Source organism: Kangiella geojedonensis (assembly GCF_000981765.1).
GTDB lineage: Bacteria > Pseudomonadota > Gammaproteobacteria > Enterobacterales > Kangiellaceae > Kangiella > Kangiella geojedonensis.
On record NZ_CP010975.1, the window covers coordinates 1,937,892 to 1,957,817 of the forward strand.

A 19,926-nucleotide genomic window follows, 5' to 3' on the forward strand; every position below is an offset into this window, starting at 1 on the left:
CCTTTTTTCTATTGACTATAGCTTATCGTTTAGCCAACTCGCTTGATCGAAGCGCCGATGTTTTGCAACTTCTCTTCAATCGTTTCGTAGCCGCGGTCAATGTGATAAATACGGTCGACCAGAGTTTCTCCATCAGCGACTAAGCCCGACAGCACCAAACTTGCTGAAGCTCTTAAATCAGTTGCCATAACTTGTGCACCCGATAACTTCTCCACGCCACGACAAATCGCTGTATTACCTTCGATGGCAATGTCAGCTCCCATACGCTGCATTTCCAGAACGTGCATAAAACGATTCTCGAAAATCGTTTCAGTAATGGTGCCGGTGCCTTCAGCTACCGCGTTTAAAGCGCAAAACTGTGCTTGCATATCGGTTGGGAAAGCAGGATATGGAGCCGTTTTGATATTAACCGCTTTTGGACGCTGCCCTTTCATGTCGAGCTCGATCCAATCATCACCGGTAGTAATTTCAGCGCCACACTCTTGGAGCTTCTTCAGTACAGCGTCCAACAACACGGGATCCGTATTTTTACACAAAATACGCCCACGAGTGATTGCGGCGGCTACAAGATAAGTGCCGGTTTCAATACGATCTGGCTGGACATTATGTTCACCACCGTGCAAGCGCTCAACGCCTTCAACAGTAATGACTGAAGTGCCTTCACCCGTAATTTTGGCGCCCATCTTATTCAAGAAATTCACCAAGTCGACGACTTCTGGTTCACGTGCAGCATTTTCGATAACTGTCGTACCGTCGGCTAATGTCGCCGCCATAATCAGGTTTTCTGTAGCACCAACACTGACCATATCCATGACAATTTTAGCGCCTTTTAAGCGGCCGTTAACTTTTGCTTTAACGTAACCAGCCTCTACTTCAATCTCAGCACCCATTTCGCGCATGCCATCAATATGCAAATTCACAGGACGCGCACCAATCGCACAACCACCTGGTAGCGACACAACCGCCTCACCGTAGCGAGCCACCAAAGGCCCTAGTACTAAAATTGACGCACGCATGGTTTTCACCAAGTCATACGGTGCTTCATGGCTATGAATATCCGACGCGTCAATTTCAACATTGAACTTGTCATCGATCGTTAACTGAGCACCTAAGCGACCCAGTAGTTCTAATGTCGTGGTCACATCGTTTAAGTGTGGCAAATTACCGATGGAGGTCATGCCATCAACCAATAAACTGCCCATTAAGATCGGAAGCGCTGCATTTTTTGCGCCAGAAATTTTTACTGAACCGTCCAATGGACCAGCGTCTTTGATTAATAATTTATCCATCAATAAGCCTTAGATACGTTTGCCAGTTGTTACGATTCTGTTTATACAAATAACTTCGCTTTTTCCCACTCAGCAGGAGTATAAGCCTTTATGGTTAATGCATGAATCTCACCACTTGCGATATGTTCATTCACCGCCGCGTACACCATCTGTTGCTTCTTCACCGCACGCAAGCCCTCGAATTGATCGCTCACGACGATCACTTGGTAATGACTACCATCGCCATCGACACGTAATTCGGTGGTATTAATCTCTTGCTCTATTAACTTTTTAATCTCTTCTATCATTAGGAAATTCTTTTGTTGCTGATAAATGACTGATTAGCTCACAGTATGACGTCAGATGTTGACGAATTAAAGCCCGAAAAAGGCTACAGAGCTATCAAATGTGACTCTAAAGTGGCGCGATTTTACCTCAAAACGGCCCAATTAACACCTATTCACCACCACTTTCCTCACAGAATGATCAAGTCAACTCCTCCGTCGGCTTGTAATGACAACCTCATAACGACCTAGTACAATAGCCCGCTAAATTTATAGTTTCTGGGCGTTTAGCTAGCAAACCTTAGTTACACTTTGCTACTGTAATACGATTGCTTACTGATCCTATAATAGTCACTAGAATAGTCCATTAAGGTCCTCATGTTAGAAAATATTGCGTATATCGTTATCGGTATTACTCTATTGATGTGGAGTGCAGATCGCTTCACGGACGGTGCAGCGGCGATAGCTCGCAACCTTGGCGTTTCACGTCTCATCGTCGGTTTGACTATTGTTGCTATTGGTTCCTCCGCCCCAGAAATCTTTGTTTCCATTCTCGATTCGTTAAAAACCTGCGCTCCCGACAAGCCAGATTGCGGGCCAGAGGTGGCGATTGGTAACGCTTTAGGCTCTAACATCACTAACATTGCCTTGGTACTGGGGATTACAGCCCTCGTTCGCCCCTTACTCATACACTCAAGTTTATTAAAGCGAGAAATCCCGCTTCTTTTCTTAAGCTCTGCGGCTGCCTTAATATTCTTCTGGGATCTGCGCCTGAGTCACGTAGAAGGCTTTATTTTACTGACTGGATTAGTCTTTTATTTCTTCTGGTTGGTACGTGTCGGCATGCAATCTCGTAAAGAGCATGACCCGATGGTGGATGAAATGATTGAAGAGTTACCGGAAGGTATGCCTACCGGTAAGGCGACTTTCTGGGTCATTTTAGGACTGATTCTGCTGGTTGGTAGTTCGAAGTTATTAATCGAAGGTGCCAGTGGTATCGCCTTAGCTTTCGGCGTATCAGAAACTGTGATTGGCTTAACCATAGTTGCGCTAGGTACGAGCTTACCAGAGCTCGGAGCTTCGGTTGCTAGTGTTCTGAAAAACGAACACGAGATTGCCATTGGTAACGTCATTGGCTCCAACATTTTCAACTTGCTGGGTGTGCTTGGTATTCCAGCAGCCATCGCAGCGCCAACCATCGAAAAAGACATCTTAAACATCGATTATCCACTGATGTTAGGCCTTATTATTGCTATGGCTATAATGGCTTACGGCTTCCGTGGGCCAGGCAAAATCAACCGTATTGAGGGCGCTATTTTAGTTGCGGTCTTCCTAGGGTATTATATAGTTCGGTTCTTTGTTCTATAAAAGCGACAAAAAAGTCATATAAGCCAAATAGTTAGGGAGCATAGTTTGAGTCATAAGCCGACTAAAGAGCAACTACTGCAAAGCGCTGAGCGCGTGATCAGTATTGAAAGCCAAGCCGTAGAACAATTAAAAGAGCAGTTAAACGATAATTTTGTGACTGCTTGCCAACGTCTTATCGACTGCCAAGGCAAAGTTGTTGTCATCGGTATGGGCAAATCTGGTCATATCGGCGGCAAAATGGCTGCGACCTTTGCCAGCACTGGCACTCCAGCATTTTTTGTACATCCGGCAGAAGCCAGTCATGGTGACTTAGGGATGATCGAAGAGCGTGATGTCGTCATTGCTCTTTCCAACTCTGGCGAAACACACGAAGTCACTTCCCTAATTCCAGTCATCAAGCGCCGTGATATTCCACTGATCAGCATTACCAGTAACCCGGGTTCCAGTTTAGCAAAAGCCAGTGAAGTTCATTTAACGGTTAAAGTACAGCAGGAAGCCTGCCCACATAACCTTGCCCCAACAGCATCCACTACCGCGGTATTAGCCCTTGGTGATGCGATTGCGGTCAGCTTACTGGAAGCGAAAGGCTTTACGCCGGATGATTTTGCGTTATCGCATCCAGGCGGCAGTTTAGGTAAACGGTTGCTACTTCATGTTGAAGACCTTATGCACACCGCGGAAAACTTTCCTGCGGTAACGCCACAAACGTCGGTCAAAGATGCTTTATTGGAGATCACCGACAAACGCTTGGGTATGACCGCAGTGCTTGATGGTAACAAACATTTGCTGGGTATCTTTACCGATGGTGACTTACGCCGAGCATTTGAAAAAGGCATTAATGTTGACACTCCTATTGAAAGCGTTATGACAACAGGTGGTAAAACCATTACTGCGGACGCGCTTGCGGTCGATGCTGTAGGCCTGATGGAGCGCAACAGTATCACCTGTCTCATCGTCGTTGATGAGCAGAACAAACCGGTCGGCGCAGTGCACATGCATGATCTGCTGAAAGCAGGAGTGGTATAGATGAATAAACCAACCTATTCACAAGACCTGTGTCGAAAAGCCCACGAGATAAAGCTGCTTATTTGTGATGTTGATGGTGTGCTCAGCAATGGCCAAGTTATTATTGGCAACCAAGGCGAAGAGCTGAAAACTTTTAACATCAAAGATGGGCTGGGTTTGAAAAGCTTGATGAAGCATAATATTCAAGTCGCAATTATTACTGGCAGACGCTCTGAAATCGTCGAGAAACGCTGTCGTGAGCTGGGGATTAAGCACTGTTACCAAGGTCAATCAGATAAAATCGCAGCCTATGAAGAGCTGTGTGACCATTTATCACTCGAACCAAGGCAAGTGTGTCATGTTGGTGATGACCTGCCTGATCTGCCATTAATGCGACGTTCAGGCCTAGGTGTTACAGTAGCTGATGGGCACTGGTTTGTGCGCGAAAAAGCAGACTGGACAACTCAGAACAATGGTGGCTTCGGCGCAGTGCGTGAAATTACCGACCTTATTCTTGAGAGTAAAGGTTTGCTTGAAAAGATTCACCAGGAGTACTGTTGATGAAATTTTTGAAAGGTCGCCAAATATTATGGCTATTAGTCCCTGCAGCATTTGTAGTGGCCTTTCTTTGGGACGGCTCTGTGCAACGAAAGCCTGATTTTGTCCTAGCTGATAATAACCCCGACTATTACCTAGTTAATACATCAACGTTAGAGTTTAATGTTGATGGTCAACGAGTCCGACAATTTACCAGTGATAAGACGTCTCACTTTAAAGACATCATGCAAACTCGCATGGAAAATCCTGAGTTTAAAATGATGACGCCAGAGCAAAACTGGGAAGTGTCAGCCCAGAAAGCGCTTAGCAATGAGCTTAGTGAGCAGCTTGAGCTAGAGGGTGATGTCAAAATCACCATGAACACAAAAGACCCAAACCCTGAAATGACTTTATCTATGCCAACATTAAAAGTCGATTTCACAACCCAAACTGCATTCACAGACTCAAAAGTTGAGTTAAATAACACGATTTTTCGTCAGACGGCCAAAGGCATGAGCGCTGACTTAAAAGCGAATACTATAGAATTTAAATCTCAGGTTGTTTCAGAAGAACTATGAACAAACTCTTTACCCTTTTTACTGGAATTGTCGGCTTTCTCATGATGAGCCAACCATTAGCGGCCGCTCAATTCGAGAAATCACGTTTAAAGGCGGATAACTCTTACTTGGATGCTTCGAAAGAAACACCAACGATTGTCTATGAAAATAACGTGGTCTATGAGCATGGTCAGATGGTGATCTATGCCGACAAGTTAATCAAGCAGGGTGAAGACGCCGGCACCATTACCGCAGAAGGCACGCCAGTGAAGATTCACTATGTTGATCAGTTTGGTGAAACCACCGACATTGAAGCGCCGAGCATCAGTTACGAACAAAAGACTGGTGAGCTTGCAGCTGACGGTGATATTCAGATTGTTCAGACCTCAGAGCAAGACAAACTTACCCTGCTAGGGAACAAACTTCGTGCTAACCAAAAAATCACTGATGGCTTCAGTTTTGTACTGACTGGTAATCCCACTAAGTTTATTTTGAAGCAACCGAGTCAAACTGAAATTACGGCCATAGCGGATACCTTGCGCTCGAATGGTAAAGACCGTAAAACGCAGCTAGTAGGTTCTGTCAAACTAAGCCAAGGCTCTTCCAACACATCAGCAGCCTTACTGACGTACGATGGGCAAACTAAGCGCATTTCTGCAGATCAAAGTTCTGATGGTTCACAACCCGTTGTCACTGAATTTTATTGGCAAGATGAACCACAGCAAGAAAAGACTGAAACCGAAAAAGCATTAGAAGAAACCGCTGACGACAATATTGAATCTACGGTTGATGAGTCACAGGACGCACTAACCGATAAAGAAGAAGGCAAGCAATAACGATGACGTCTTTACGAGCACAAAACCTAGCTAAAAGTTATAAAACACGGAAAGTCGTTGAAAGCGTTTCATTAGAGGTTGACCAAGGATCTATCGTTGGCCTTTTGGGGCCTAATGGTGCCGGGAAGACGACTTCTTTTTACATGATCGTAGGGCTCGTACCTTCTGATGCCGGTCAGATCTTTTTAGGGGGTGAAGACATTACTGGAGCAGCGATGCACGCCCGTGCAAAGAAAGGCATCGGTTATCTCCCCCAAGAAGCCTCAATCTTTAGAAAGTTATCCGTTCAAGATAACATCATGGCGATTTTGCAGCTTCGAAAAGACTTAAATGAACAGCAGCGGGAAGAGAAGCTGGACGAATTACTGGCAGAATTCCACATTGAACATATTCGCCTGAGTCTAGGCATGAGCTTATCAGGCGGTGAGCGTCGACGAGTCGAAATTGCTCGCGCTCTAGCGAATGACCCTAAGTTCATTTTGTTGGATGAGCCGTTCGCTGGAGTTGATCCCATCTCAGTCATTGAAATCAAAAGCATTATCATGCAACTGAAAGACCGTGGGCTTGGCGTCTTGATCACCGATCATAATGTCCGTGAAACTCTTGATGTGTGTGAGCGAGCCTATATTGTCGATAGCGGTAGCATTATCGCCGATGGCGATACTGACACGATTCTTGAAAATCCAGTAGTTAGACAGCGATACCTCGGTGAACACTTTAAAATGTAAGCCTAACACTCAGATCAATTTTCGCCATCTAAACCCAGCAAAGGCTGACTGAGCTTCATAGATAATAACCATCAAACCATTGAAAATAGTTTCCTAAGCCCCAGATAAATAATAAGCCTTGCAAGATGATGCATCTCAAGGTAACTTGTAATTAAAGGGTAATAAAAAGGAAACTATTGGCTTACGTGGCAACAACTAAACGCCTACAACTCAACCCCCTTCTCATTTGGTTCAAATCAAAGCCAAAGAATTTGTTTAAGCCAAACTCAGTTACCCTTAAAGTTCTTTCAACAAAGTTTTTCTATCACAGTTTTCTCCAACCTAACCTAGGAGGTGAACTATCAAAAACTATCAACGTCAAATCTTCAGTAATCCCAATATTACAATCCTGTCTGCGTGTGGAACCTTCCCACCTTAGACTCCGTAACTCACCGAGCGTGATTACATTTATCCATTAAATTAATGATAGAAGGAAAGTTTATTATGCAAATCAATCTAACAGGGCGTCACTTAGACATTACAGAACCACTAAAAGAATTCGTTGACGAAAAATTCTCAAAGCTAGAACGACACTTTGACCACATTAATAACGTTTATGTGATTTTAAGTGTTGAAAAAATTCGTCAAATTGCTGAAGCGACCGTCCACGTTAATGGTGCTGAGATTTTCGCCAACAGTGAATCAGAAGATATGTATGCTGCGATTGATTTATTGATTGATAAGTTAGACCGACAAGTGATAAAACATAAGGAAAAGATGACCCGACACTAGAATGCACATATTAGACACTATTGCGCCCGAGCGATGCCTGCTCGGGTTGCAAGCGACCAGCAGAAAGAAAGCTCTTCAAGCAATCGCAAACCTCTTCAGTAAAAACAATCCAGAACTCGATTCCTTTGAAATACTTCAAGCGTTTACTGAACGTGAGCAGCTAGGATGTACCGCCATCGGTCATGGCATTGCCCTGCCTCATGGCCGCTTAGCGTCTTGTGAGAAGCCTGTAGCCATTTTAGGCACATTAGAGCAAGGCGTGGATTTCTTTGCTTCTGACAGAGAAGATGTGGATATAGTGTTTGGGCTATTAATTCCAGAAGACTTAGATTTCAGGGACTTGAAAGGAATTGAGCTCATTAAGCCTATATTTGATAACAAAACGCTATGCGCCCAAATTAGAAATGCACACAATAATGAAGCATTATTTGATATCATTGAACATGCCATTAAAGAATATAGCACTAAGGAAGAAGCTTCGTGAAACTTGTTATTGTCAGCGGAAGGTCAGGATCTGGCAAATCCGTTGTGCTTAAGGCGCTGGAAGACGCTGGTTATTATTGCATTGATAATTTGCCCTTAGGTTTAACGCTTAACGTCATCAACGACCATATCCTAAAAAATGAATTAATTGCGATTAGTGTGGATGCTCGTAACCCTTCGGACTTAGAACAGTTCTCTGATGAAATGGAGAAGATTAAAGCCGCGGCACCGCATGCAAGAATTCTCTTTATAGATGCCGATGAAAATATATTGCTGAAACGATTCAGCGAAACCCGTCGTCGGCACCCTTTGACCAAGCAAGGCTACTCACTGCGCGATGCTATTCATGAAGAAAATATACTGTTAGCGCCGGTTCGAGCTTTAGCTGATCTAGTGATCAACACTTCTGAATTGACGCCTCATGATCTACGAGAACGAGTCCGCGAACGAGTCAGTTCGAATAAAGCCCCTCAAATGGATATTCGCTTGGTGTCCTTTGGCTTTAAGCACGGAGCACCTAAAGATGCTGATTTTGTCTTTGACGTGCGCTGTTTACCTAACCCCTATTGGGTTGAAGAGCTTAAGGATTTCACGGGTAAAGACCAAGAGATCGTCGATTACTTATCTTCAAGCTCCATGGTTATGGAATACACTTGGCAATTAAAAGTGTTCCTCACCACTTGGATTCCTGAGTTTAGCAAACAAGACCGTAGCTACTTCACTTGCGCCATTGGTTGTACCGGTGGTCGCCACCGTTCCGTTTACATGGTGGAAACTCTCGGACATTACCTGAAACAGCATTATCCAAACATTTCCGTAGAGCATAGTCGCCTTAATAAAATGTAAATCTTGAAGAAGAATAGACGGACGCACCAAATCCCGCTGGATAAGGCCATCTAGCTACGTTAGAATAAGCAATAAAATCAACCACTAACGAGGCAAGGGCTATGGCTGAGAATCAAAACAACCAGACTCGTCAAGAGCAGCTACAGCTTCTAAACTCCGCGCTCGATAGTGGTCATTTAATCCCCGTTCGTAATCTGCTCGAAGAGTTACATTCCGCGGACATTGCACACCTTCTTGAATCCACACCGCCCCGTGTACGTAACGTTATTTGGCAATTGCTGGATAAAGAACGTGAAGGTGATGTACTGCAACACCTGAACGACGAAATTCGTCAAAACTTCATCGAAAACATGCAGCCACAAGAGCTGGCAAATGCTCTAGCTGACTTGGATACCGATGACGTGGTGGATATTCTTGGTGATCTGTCGCACAACGTCAGTAACCAAGTATTACGCCTCCTCGACGAGCAAAACCGTGCGCTAATTGAGCACGCGCTAACGTATCCAGAAGATACCGCTGGCGGTTTGATGAATATTGACACCATCATGATACGCCCGCGTGTGTCGGTTGAAGTAGTTTTACGCTACTTGAGAATTCGAGGTAGCATGCCACCTAATACTGACCACCTGTATGTGGTGAACTCTCGTGACGTGTTAATTGGCTCTGTCCCTATCAGTGCTATCTTAACTTGTGACCCTGATACTTCGATCACCCAGATTGTAGACGAAGAGATGTTTACCATTCCTGCGGATATGGAAGATACCGAAGTGGCGCAAATCTTCGAGCGACATGACTTGGTTTCAGCTCCCGTGCTGGACGAAGAAGGACGGTTACTGGGTCGTATTACGATTGATGACGTGGTTGATGTTATCCGGGAAGAAGCTGATCACTCATTAATGTCCATGGCCGGCTTGGACGAACTAGAAGACACTTTCGGCCCAATTATGGTCACTGCACGTAAACGCGCTATTTGGCTAGGCATTAATTTACTAACAGTGATTCTGGCAGCTCTGGTGATTGGCCTTTTTGAAAGCACCATTGGCAAAGTTACATTACTCGCGGTGTTGCTGCCAATCGTGCCGAGTATGGGGGGTATCGCTGGAACACAAACGCTAACGCTGGTAATTCGAGGTATGTCCCTCGGCCACATCAGCGACGGAAACCAATCCTATCTGCTCAAGAAAGAACTCGCCGTGAGTATTATTAACGGTATTATCTGGGCGGTCACAATTTCAACATTGGTTTATGCATTTTCTTATTACAAAGAATCTGGCATCAATCATTTACACCTTGCCATTACTATCGGCGGTGCCATGTTGTTTAATTTAGTGACTGGCGTTTTGAGTGGGGCCAGTATTCCGCTTATTTTGAAAAAGCTGAACATCGACCCAGCTATCGCCGGCGGTGTTGTTTTGACAACGGTTACCGACGTAGCGGGGTTCTTTGCTCTATTAGGTCTAGCCACTTACTTCTTTGGGTAGCCCCTTTACTTTTATTGCTAGGCAGATTAAGCGGCGATCGTCATACCATCGATAGCAACTGAGCCGGTTAATATACTTGAGCGACCATCAACATCACTCCCTACCGCAATAATTGACTGCAACATATCTTCTAGATTGCCTGCAATCGTGATCTCCTGGACATAGTGTTGAATTTCACCATCCTCAAACCAAAAGCCACTAGCGCCACGAGAATAATTGCCAGTAACAATATTAACACCCTGCCCCATAACCTCAGTGATCAGTAATCCCGTACCTAGTTGTTTAAGCATCGCGTCTAAAGACTGCTGTGGTGACTCAATAAGGATATTATGTATACCTCCTGCATTACCCGTGGTTTCCATTCCTAAACGCCTGGCTGAATAACCACTCAGAAAGTACCCATCCAGCCTCCCTTGTTCGACAATGGTTCTTTTAGCAGTAGCGACACCATCACTGTCATAATTTGAGCTGCCAAGGCCCTTTAAGATAAAAGGATCTTCAATTATAGAGATATCTTTTGGCAAAATATGATGCCCTAACTTATCAAGCATAAAAGATGAGCGTTGATACAAGGCACCGCCTTTTAGAGCGCCCAGCAAATGTGACCATAAGCCTCGAGCCACTTCGGGGTTAAACACCACAGGAAACTTGCCAGAGCGACTCTTACCCAACTTGAGTTTAGCTTGAATTCGTTGCGCAGCTTCGGTTCCTACAGCCTCAGGTGCTAATAGATCAGCGTAATCTCTGCCCAACGTATAGTAACCATCCCGAATCATACCCTTCTCAGTTTGGCCGATGAGGATGTTAGAAAGGCTGTAGCGGGTCGTTTGATTGAAGCCACAAAAATCATGACTATTGGCATAACAAGACACTGAACGGTGGCTATAACAATTAGCGCCTTCAGATTGCTTGATATGTTGGCTGTTCAGCGCGGATGCTTCTGCCTGTTTGGCTGACGTGACCATATCGTCGATGGTTAAGGCAAAGGGATGATCCAACGATAAGTCTTTGAACTCTGAAGCCATGCGACTGGATTCAACCAAGCCTGCATAAGGATCCGGCTCAGTAAACTTAGCGATATTGCAAGCAGCCTCAAGACCTTGCAAAGCAGCAGACTCGGTTAAATCATTAATCGAAACGGTGCCTTTTCTCTGTTCAAAATAAACATTAATTCCGAGGTGGCTGTCTTGATTAAACTCTAATGTCTCAAGCTCATTATTGCGAACTTCGACGCTATTACCAATGGTGTTATAACTCCAAACTTCAATGTCATCAGCCCCAGCGCCTTTGGCTCGGTCAATCAAAGTCTCTGCTATCTGTCGCATTGTGTGTGCCGTTTGCGCCTGTTGCTCAGCAATTTGCACCAGCGTTAATTGTTCATTATCACGTTGAGTCAATCGTTTCACCTTACATCAATAATTAATTTACTGTTTACTCGCTACCACTCATCTCTGGAAAACGTTATCATAAACCAAAGCCAAGTAACCAACTGATTGTATGACTGAGCACTTTGACGAATACGATGACATGGGGCAAGAAAAGTCCAAGTCACAAGTCAAAAAAGAACTCCTAGAGCTAACAGCTCTTGGTCAGCGACTGAGCAAATTGCCAAAACACCAATGGCAAGACTTGCCGATTTCTGCAACCCTAAAGCATGCGTTAAGCGAAGTCGCTAAGATCAATCATCACATTGGCCTCAAGCGACATATCAAATATATTGGCAAGCTTCTTCGTAACGAAGATGTCGATGCCATTGAGCAGCGACTCATACTCGATAATCAACAACACACCCTAGAAGTTCAGCGCGAGAAACTGTGTGAGCACTGGCGAGACCGACTGGTTTCTGAGGGTGATGATGCAACTTTCGAGTTATTAAAAGTTGCTAACAACCTTGACCGTCAACAGTTACGTCAACTGGTCCGAAACGCAAGTAAAGAGCAACAGCTGGATAAACCGCCAAAATATCAACGAGAACTTTATCGTTACTTACGAGATCACGCTGCATTCAACGACGAATAACCCCACGTTATCGCTAGCCCGCCTGTGTTCCACCCACGGTCAGTTTATCCACTTTTAGCGTCGGCTGACCGACACAAACCGGAACACTCTGACCATCTTTGCCACAAACACCAATTCCCGGATCAAGCTGGCTGTCGTTTCCGACCATACTGACATATTTCAGTACTTCAGGGCCATTGCCTGCCAAAGTGGCCCCCTTTATAGGGGCTGTTAGTTTACCATCTTCGATCAAATAAGCTTCGCTGGCACTAAAGACAAAGTTACCCGAGGTAATATCCACCTGTCCGCCGGCAAAGTTAGGCGCATAAATACCTTTTTTCACACTCGCTATGATATCGCCAGGCTCAGAACTCCCGCCGACCATCAAAGTATTGGTCATACGAGGCATTGGTAAGTGCGCATAAGACTCACGACGCCCATTACCGGTCGGTGCTTGTCCCATCAGTCTAGCGTTATGCTTGTCTTGCATGTAGCCTCTTAGGACACCCTTTTCTATCAAAACATTGGATTGCGTTGGCGTACCTTCGTCATCCACATTAAGTGAGCCCCTCTGCCCTTGCAAAGTGCCATCATCAACAACGGTGCACAATTCTGAGGCTACCTTCTCACCAATTCGTCCAGCATAGGCAGACGAGCCCTTTCGGTTAAAGTCGCCCTCTAATCCATGCCCCACAGCCTCATGTAACAATACGCCGGGCCAACCATTACCCAGCACGACTTCCATGGTGCCCGCAGGGGCTTCGACCGCATCTAAGTTGACCACCGCTTGATCTACGGCTTTCTTCGCTAAACTTTCTAGGTCTAGTGAAATAAGATGTTGCCAGTCATATCGTCCGCCCATGCCAGCACTACCACGCTCACGTCGCCCCGCATGTTCAGCAACGACCGTTACATTTAATCGAATCATCGGCCTAATGTCAGCGGCTAAAGTGCCGTCAATGGCAGCAACCAACATATGCTCATCAGCAGCAGATAGGCTCACAATGACTTGCTTAACTTTTTCGTCAAGCTGCCTAGCCTTAGCATCTAATTGTCGAAGCAGTGCAATTTTATGAGCTTGCTCCACATCGCCTAAGGTGTTTTTCTCGGTGTATAAACTGCTTGATTTCGACGGCTGATTAAAACTAACCGTTTTGGACTGGCCAGCTCTGCTGATACTGGTCGCTGCCGTTAAGGCATTATTCAAAGCCGTTAGTTCGAATTGATTGGCGTAAGAAAAACCTGTTTTTTCACCATCAATACTCCGAATACCTAGGCCCTTATTGAGATTAAAGCTCGCATCTTTTACAAGACCATCTTCAAGCTGCCAATACTCCATCACGACTTCTTGTAAGAATATATCCGCATAGTCTTGCTGATAGCGCCCCATCGACTGGATGGCTTGCTTAATAGCATCAACCGACAGGTTAGATTCTCTGAACAGGTGGCTTTCGACACGCTCTATAATACTAGTCATTCTTTACCTTAAACTTTTATTGTCACAGCTCTGGTAGCCGTAGCTACTTTTAAAGTCGCCTATGAGTATGGACAGGGAAGCGCTTTTTAATCATTTCAATTTGCTCAATGTCTAGAGTGTGGTTGATGTAACCTTCCTCACCCTCCATAGCATCGAGCACTTCTCCCCATGGTCCCACAAACATGCTATGGCCATAAGTTTTGCGTTTATTGTCGTGCTCTCCAGTTTGATTCGAAGCTACCACAAAACATAAATTTTCAACGGCTCTTGCCTGCAATAAAAGCTGCCAATGTACCTCACCGGTTTTCAGAGTGAAGGCTGAGGGTGCAAGAATAATATCCACCGCAGATTTCTGATACTGTCTATAGAGCTCAGGAAAGCGTAAATCGTAACAAACCGACAGACCGAAATTAATACCATTAATTGTAAAGGTCTTGACCTCATCGCCCGCAAGAGTATTGTCAGACTCAGAGTACACTTCATCGTCTTTCACAGCCACATCAAACATGTGGATTTTATCATAGTAGGTCATCTCGTCGCCTTGTGCATCATACACATAACAGCGTGCAAAAGGTCGCTCTTCGACTCCTGACTCAATGGCAATAGTTCCGCCGACAACGATCACACGATTCTCTTGCGCCACACGTCGCATCCAATCTTGAATCGGTCCCTCTTTGTGCTTCTCCACAAAGCCAAGTTTCTGACCATTATATTTTTCCATAAGCGCAAAGGTTTCGGGTAACACCACCATGTCTGCGCCATCATGGGCAGATGCACGTATTAATGCCTCGGCTTTTTGTAAATTAGCTTCAACCTCGCTGGAAGAAGACATCTGAATCAATCCTATATTAATAGTCTTGCTACTCATTAACTGTCCCCCATCATTATCTACCGGTTGATTATCTTGGTCAGTTTGGTTTTCTGAAGCGCTTTGCTCTTCATGCTCCTGCTCTAATGCTGGTTCTGCTTTCGGCTGTGATTCTTGCGTTTGTTCTGGTTCTGGTTCTGGCACAGCAACTTCTTTAGATTTCTTGTTGACCTCAATAACTTGAGGGTTGGTTAAGTCACCGCTAACTTTATACTCAATACTCACCACCACATCTATGACAGGCTCAAATATTTTATTGACCAATAACATGATAAGACCAGTGGTCGGCTCCACTGCCCAGCCAGCTAAAACGGGCAAACTAGAACCAAGCTTAGGCACCACAGTGACATTCTGATTAACCGTTTGCTTGACCAAATCGATTGAGCCTTTCACTCTAACATCTGCACTGGTGCCGTCAATGAAGACATTATCGCTGTGAACCACACCACTTTTGATGGTGAACTCACCATTCATTTTGTCGTAGAAGAATCCATCTTCAAACAGGTCACTAAAGTCTAAGGACAGTCTGCGCCTGACACTTTGTAGAGAAAACAGACTAAACACTCGAGCTTGACGGTCGCTCAATTCCTTGACCACTCCCTCACCTGTTTCTAGCTTGATGGTTCCATTTAAGTTTTTCAGGCTGATATCATGAAACCCACCGGCCCAAGATAACTGTATTGCGCCGGTTGTTTTCGTGCCTTCAATACCATCACCAAACCCCCACAGCTGTAATAACCTACCAGTGTCCTGAGTGGTGAAGTCTATACTTACCGAGCTTTCTTGTCTTTGCCAGCGTCCTTCTAGGTATGCGGATAACTGCCCTTCAATCTGACTGTCTCCTTTAACCACTACTATACCGTTCTCTAAATTAGAAACTAAGGTAAGCTTTCCCGTATCAATGCCGTTGATTTTGCAGCTTAGGCACTCAAGCTGCCAATTATCTAACGAAGTCTTATTAATGCTTACTTCTGAACTCGACAACTGGTTAAATGAATTAAGCTCAATATCCAATGCTTCGATCGTGACGTGCTTTCTACCGTCAGCATACAAAGTAAGATTACCAAATCCTTCTTTAGCCTCAACGTTAAACCGTACACTATCGTCCTCTAATAATGAGTCGGTAAACACCACGTCATGCAGGGATTGGCCTGCGATTGTAAACAAAGCTGTCCGAATGGATATATGGTCAATCCAGTCTGGCCAATAGAAATCTCCCTCCTTTTTAACCTGCAAACTATTCAGCCACTCATCACTATGTATTTCACCAAAAAAACCTTCAATAGCGACACCTTTTTCAGGCACCTTAATCGAGTGGGTTGCTAAATCTCCCATAGCAATCACACCATTAATATCTTCCGGTGTTCCCACTCCAAAATTAAGCTGGGATGAAATTGTATCTCTATAAATAGTTCGAGCATGAATTCGATTGTTACTGCGATACAGTGTCGCTAAGAAGGGGCTTTTTTCTTCTTTTGTTTTACTCAGCCAAGAAGGCCCATTTAGCTCAGTTCCCTCTAAGTCACTGCGCACAATCATGGATTCAGCTCCCTCACTATCTTGACGATAGTGCAGGTTAACGAGGCTCTTTCCCTCAACATAAATAGGAAGCTGCATGTTCAGCGAGGCCACCGCTTTAGCGACATCAAAGCTTGAACTGGCGTTAATGTTCACCAAGTCATGGTTATTAGTGTATTCATCCACGGCGATATCAATGGCCACAGGGCTGTGCCAAAGGGTCGCATCAAGCTTTTCCGCAACGGCCCCCTTCTCAGTATAATGCAGCTCGCCTTGTATACCTTTAAGTCCGAGCGAGTAGCTTTGCAACTCTATATCTTGACCAGCAAACGTAATGACGCCTTCTAAAGTGGCATCAGGACTATCATCGCTTAGCGGCACCGTGACCTTCAGGTTATTCTTAAGTTGTCCACTAAATTTGAGGTCCAGTAACTCCTCTCCTAGCCACTCTTTTAAAGGAGAGTTTAAAAACAGAGACTGGTAAGGAGCAAACGCAACCTGGTTCTTAAGATCTAACTTGAGTACTGATCCTTCTGTGAATACTGACTCGATAACTCCTTCGACGTTATCAAAGCCATTGCCCAAAATGCTGCCTTCAGTGGCGGATAAAAACATTTGGTTGTTGGAGAAGTGTGCCTTGGCAGCAAGCCCCTCTACTGCAGGCCAATCAGAATCAAACTTAAAGGTGCTATTGTCTACAGTGGCTTGAAGATCAAACTGTCCCTCATTATTCTGATATGGGAAATCATCATAGTTGCCGCGCCAAGTTAATGTTGCTAATTTAACCTCGCCGCTGATTAAAGCCATATCGAGAAATTCGAGGACATCATCCTCCATCTCATTTCTCGGCCAGTACTTTTCAAGCTCAGCAATGTTAATATTTTTTGATTCACCGTAGATGGATACATCCACATCATTATCTAAAATTCTCAATGCACCATTAATGGTTGTGCTTACATCGGCATTATCTAAACTGAATTGATTGATATTAATCAATGGCCGGTCAAGGAAGCTGACCCAAGAATCAAGCATCAAACTGTCAACAGGAATGGCCTCCTTAAAAGCCTCACCCCACTCAATTTGAGTATTTGAAGCACTGGCTTTAATTCTCCAGCCCTCACCTTCATCACGAATAGAAATACGATCCAGTTGAAATTTTGGCGACAAAGAACTTTCTTCGATGGAGACATTGACGAGCTCAGCGTTACCAAATTTTGGCAGTATTCCTTTTTCTGTCTGCTGTGCTTCAATGTCGAGCGTAACCAACTCACCTTGTGGCTGAATTTTGCTCAATGGATCCCTAAAATCCAGTGGCATAAATGGGCTGGCTAAAGTCATGAAGTAACCAATTGGCGTATTTTCTGCCTCCAAAAGCCAGTCAGTATTGGTAGCAGATGTTTCTCGTCTCACTAATTTAAAATAACTGTCATAATTTTTTAGTTGGCCTTCGCCACTTCGTTCAACCACATGGAACTGATCGCTGGAAAAAATCGATAGATTCCCTTCCGTTTGATAGTTAATTTCAGCATCAAGTTTAGCTACCCGTGAACTAGTGCTTGCAGCTGAGAATAACAGCCGACCGGACTTAGGGGTTTCACCTTCGTACTCCAACCAGAACTCAGTATCGGCTAACTCCACTGGAATGCCTTGTGGTAACTCAAAAAAGTCAGTGCTATCGATAACATCAAAGTCTCTTAATAATCCGTAGACTTTAATAGGGTTCTTTTTATCGAATGGTTGCCCTTTAGACTCAACAATAATTCTGCCTTGTGAGGCAAAAGAACTTTGAGACTCAATAATTAGCTGCCGTTGTTGGCCGAGCTTTGTAAAGCCGATTGAGTTAAATTGCACCGTTCTGACTGTATTGTCTTTATGCAAATTAAGGCTGACATCATTAAGGTTGATAGATTCTTGATCGATGATTTCAGGGTAACGTTTAAGTAACACACTAAAATCTACCGAAAACGGTTCTACATTTTGTGTCAAGCTGGAAATTAAAATTTCAGCACTGGCTTGGTTAACCTCAATGGTTTCAGTGATCAAGTAACCGTTAAATAAACTTTCCCAAAAATTTAATACAACGTAAGTTTTATCGGCTTGGTAGGATTGAGATTTGTTTTGATTGCTCCAGGTCGCTCCATTGATAAAGATGCTAGGCTTAAACTCAGACCAATCAACTTCCAGCGACTCATAATCAAATGCCCCGCCTATCTGGCCTTCAACCAGAGCAACCATACGCTCTTTATTGTCGGTCCAATAAGGAAGGGTTAGCTTAACGACAGACAGGAGTAAAACGAAAATAATGACAAGAATTGACACTAACCATAAGACTGAGGTTAGAAAACGTCTAAATAATCGTGTCAATGTTTTAGCCATTAAGAATCCAGCTACATTAAGACCACATCAAACTGCTCAGGTGAGTAAAGACTTTCTACCTGCAGTTTAATAGGTTTATCAATTTCGACTTCTAGATCGCCGAGACTACTCGCCTCTTCATCCAATAAACAGTCAACGACTTCCTGACTCGCCAACACTAGGAACTTTTGCACATCGTAGGTTCGTGCCGCACGACTCAGCTCTCGGAAAATTTCATAACAGACCGTCACTGCTGTTTTCACATAACCGCGACCATTACACTGTTGGCAGGGCTCACACAATAAACGCTCCAAACTTTCACGAGACCGCTTGCGAGTCATTTCAACTAGACCGAGCGATGACACTTCCGTGATTTGTGTTTTGACATGGTCCTTTTCGAGAAGCCTTTCTAAGGTTCGGAGGACTTGTCGCTTGTGCTCCTCTTCTTTCATATCAATGAAATCAACAATGATAATTCCACCGAGGTTTCTCAGGCGCAATTGTCTCGCCAACGCTGTAGCGGCTTCGAGGTTGGTCCTAAAAATTGTTTCCTCTAAATTCTTATGCCCAACAAAAGCCCCGGTATTGACGTCAACCGTGGTCATGGCTTCAGTTTGATCAATAATTAAATAGCCACCAGACTTAAGCTGTACTTTTCGTTCTAAGGCTTTCTTAATTTCTTCTTCAACATTATAAAGGTCGAAAATGGGGCGTTCGCTTTCGTACAGCTCAATGCGGCTTTCCATATCTGGAAGAAATTTTTGTACAAATTTAATGATTCGATCTAAGGTTGTCTGATCATCAATACGCACTCGCTCAACATCATCTTCAAAGATATCGCGCATAATCCGAAGCTCTAAACTCAAGTCTTCATGAATTAAGCCCGGTGCTTTTACCTGCTTAGATTTCTCGGTCACGCCTTTCCACAGCTTCGCCAGAAACAGTGCATCTCTGACCAACTCTTTTTCGCTGGCACCTTCTGCGGCCGTCCGAATGATAAAGCCATTATCGAGATCTTCGTGTTCTTCAAGAAGTTCACGCAATCTTACTCGCTCATGCTCATCATCAATTCGCTGAGAAACCCCCACATGCTCCGTGTCTGGCATTAAAACTAGATATCGGGATGGAATCGTAATATGAGTTGTGAGTCGAGCGCCTTTACTGCTAATAGGGTCTTTAATAACCTGAACAGTTATTTTCTGACCTTCATGCAACACGGAAGTGATATCCGTTTCTTGTGCCTGTTGCTTATCTAACAGTTGAGCCCCTTCTATGGCTTGTTTACTGCCTTCGGCTTTGTCCGTCACAATATCAGCCAGATGCAGAAAAGCCGCTTTTTCATGCCCAATATCAACAAATGCAGCCTGCATACCGGGCATAACGCGTTTTACAACGCCTTTGTAGATATTTCCAACGATGCCTCTATTCTCGGTGCGTTCAATATGCAGTTCCTGCAATACACCATTTTCGACAATAGAAGCTCGCGTTTCTTGAGGGGTGATATTAATTAGAATTTCATCGCGCATGCTACAACAACCTCTCTCCA

At 44.4% G+C, this 19,926-nt stretch carries 17 protein-coding genes; 11 read left to right on the forward strand and 6 right to left on the reverse strand.

What is annotated here, in order from left to right; all coding sequences use genetic code 11:
• Positions 1-29: 29 nt before the first annotated feature.
• Positions 30-1,289: a UDP-N-acetylglucosamine 1-carboxyvinyltransferase gene (gene murA / locus TQ33_RS08745; RefSeq protein WP_046561717.1), complete on the reverse strand. Its 1,260-nt coding sequence runs from the start codon at positions 1,287-1,289 to the stop codon at positions 30-32.
• Positions 1,290-1,330: 41 nt separating this feature from the next.
• Entirely contained in the window at positions 1,331-1,576 is a 246-nt protein-coding gene (locus TQ33_RS08750) for a BolA family protein (RefSeq protein WP_046561718.1), read from the reverse strand.
• A 354-nt stretch (positions 1,577-1,930) separates the two neighbouring features.
• On the opposite strand from TQ33_RS08750, the gene TQ33_RS08755 reads away from it, so the two are divergent.
• The 10 genes from TQ33_RS08755 to mgtE all read left to right on the forward strand — a co-directional run bounded on the left by TQ33_RS08755 (position 1,931) and on the right by mgtE (position 10,164).
• A complete protein-coding gene (locus TQ33_RS08755; protein WP_046561719.1) occupies positions 1,931-2,920 on the forward strand; it encodes a calcium/sodium antiporter in 990 nt (329 codons plus the stop codon).
• A 45-nt stretch (positions 2,921-2,965) separates the two neighbouring features.
• Positions 2,966-3,946: a KpsF/GutQ family sugar-phosphate isomerase gene (locus tag TQ33_RS08760; RefSeq protein WP_046561720.1), complete on the forward strand. Its 981-nt coding sequence runs from the start codon at positions 2,966-2,968 to the stop codon at positions 3,944-3,946.
• Positions 3,947-4,486: a 3-deoxy-manno-octulosonate-8-phosphatase KdsC gene (gene kdsC, locus TQ33_RS08765; RefSeq protein WP_046561721.1), complete on the forward strand. Its 540-nt coding sequence runs from the start codon at positions 3,947-3,949 to the stop codon at positions 4,484-4,486.
• The gene (gene lptC / locus TQ33_RS08770) at positions 4,486-5,040 is read left to right on the forward strand and encodes an LPS export ABC transporter periplasmic protein LptC (RefSeq protein ID WP_046561722.1); all 555 of its coding nucleotides are present in this window, start codon (positions 4,486-4,488) and stop codon (positions 5,038-5,040) included. The genes kdsC and lptC overlap by 1 nt, the downstream gene beginning before the upstream one ends.
• A complete protein-coding gene (locus tag TQ33_RS08775; protein WP_071841108.1) occupies positions 5,037-5,855 on the forward strand; it encodes an LptA/OstA family protein in 819 nt (272 codons plus the stop codon). Before lptC ends, TQ33_RS08775 begins: the two co-directional genes overlap by 4 nt.
• Entirely contained in the window at positions 5,852-6,583 is a 732-nt protein-coding gene (gene lptB, locus TQ33_RS08780) for an LPS export ABC transporter ATP-binding protein (RefSeq protein WP_179944383.1), read from the forward strand. The genes TQ33_RS08775 and lptB overlap by 4 nt, the downstream gene beginning before the upstream one ends.
• 483 nt (positions 6,584-7,066) lie before the next feature.
• Positions 7,067-7,354, forward strand: coding sequence for a ribosome hibernation promoting factor (gene hpf, locus TQ33_RS08785; protein WP_046561724.1), 288 nt, complete (start codon positions 7,067-7,069; stop codon positions 7,352-7,354).
• 1 nt (position 7,355) lies between these two features.
• Positions 7,356-7,838: a PTS sugar transporter subunit IIA gene (locus tag TQ33_RS08790; RefSeq protein ID WP_046561725.1), complete on the forward strand. Its 483-nt coding sequence runs from the start codon at positions 7,356-7,358 to the stop codon at positions 7,836-7,838.
• A complete protein-coding gene (gene rapZ, locus TQ33_RS08795; protein ID WP_046561726.1) occupies positions 7,835-8,683 on the forward strand; it encodes an RNase adapter RapZ in 849 nt (282 codons plus the stop codon). The genes TQ33_RS08790 and rapZ overlap by 4 nt, the downstream gene beginning before the upstream one ends.
• A 101-nt stretch (positions 8,684-8,784) precedes the next feature.
• The gene (mgtE, locus tag TQ33_RS08800) at positions 8,785-10,164 is read left to right on the forward strand and encodes a magnesium transporter (RefSeq protein ID WP_046561727.1); all 1,380 of its coding nucleotides are present in this window, start codon (positions 8,785-8,787) and stop codon (positions 10,162-10,164) included.
• 26 nt (positions 10,165-10,190) lie between these two features.
• On the opposite strand, the gene pmbA is transcribed toward mgtE, so the two are convergent.
• Complete coding sequence (pmbA, locus tag TQ33_RS08805; protein WP_052735264.1) at positions 10,191-11,561, reverse strand: metalloprotease PmbA; 1,371 nt, start codon at positions 11,559-11,561, stop codon at positions 10,191-10,193.
• A gap of 100 nt (positions 11,562-11,661) precedes the next feature.
• On the opposite strand from pmbA, the gene yjgA reads away from it, so the two are divergent.
• Complete coding sequence (yjgA, locus tag TQ33_RS08810; protein WP_046561728.1) at positions 11,662-12,183, forward strand: ribosome biogenesis factor YjgA; 522 nt, start codon at positions 11,662-11,664, stop codon at positions 12,181-12,183.
• Positions 12,184-12,196: 13 nt separating this feature from the next.
• Here yjgA and tldD read toward each other — a convergent pair whose 3' ends face one another.
• The 3 genes from tldD to rng are packed head-to-tail and all read right to left on the reverse strand — an operon-like array spanning position 12,197 to position 19,906.
• Entirely contained in the window at positions 12,197-13,639 is a 1,443-nt protein-coding gene (tldD, locus tag TQ33_RS08815; RefSeq protein ID WP_046561729.1) for a metalloprotease TldD, read from the reverse strand.
• A 49-nt stretch (positions 13,640-13,688) separates the two neighbouring features.
• The gene (locus TQ33_RS11775; protein WP_084616972.1) at positions 13,689-18,401 is read right to left on the reverse strand and encodes a YhdP family protein; all 4,713 of its coding nucleotides are present in this window, start codon (positions 18,399-18,401) and stop codon (positions 13,689-13,691) included.
• 11 nt (positions 18,402-18,412) lie between these two features.
• On the reverse strand, positions 18,413-19,906 hold the full coding sequence (gene rng / locus TQ33_RS08830; protein WP_046561730.1) for a ribonuclease G: 1,494 nt from the start codon (positions 19,904-19,906) through the stop codon (positions 18,413-18,415).
• Between the last annotated feature and the right edge of the window lie 20 nt (positions 19,907-19,926).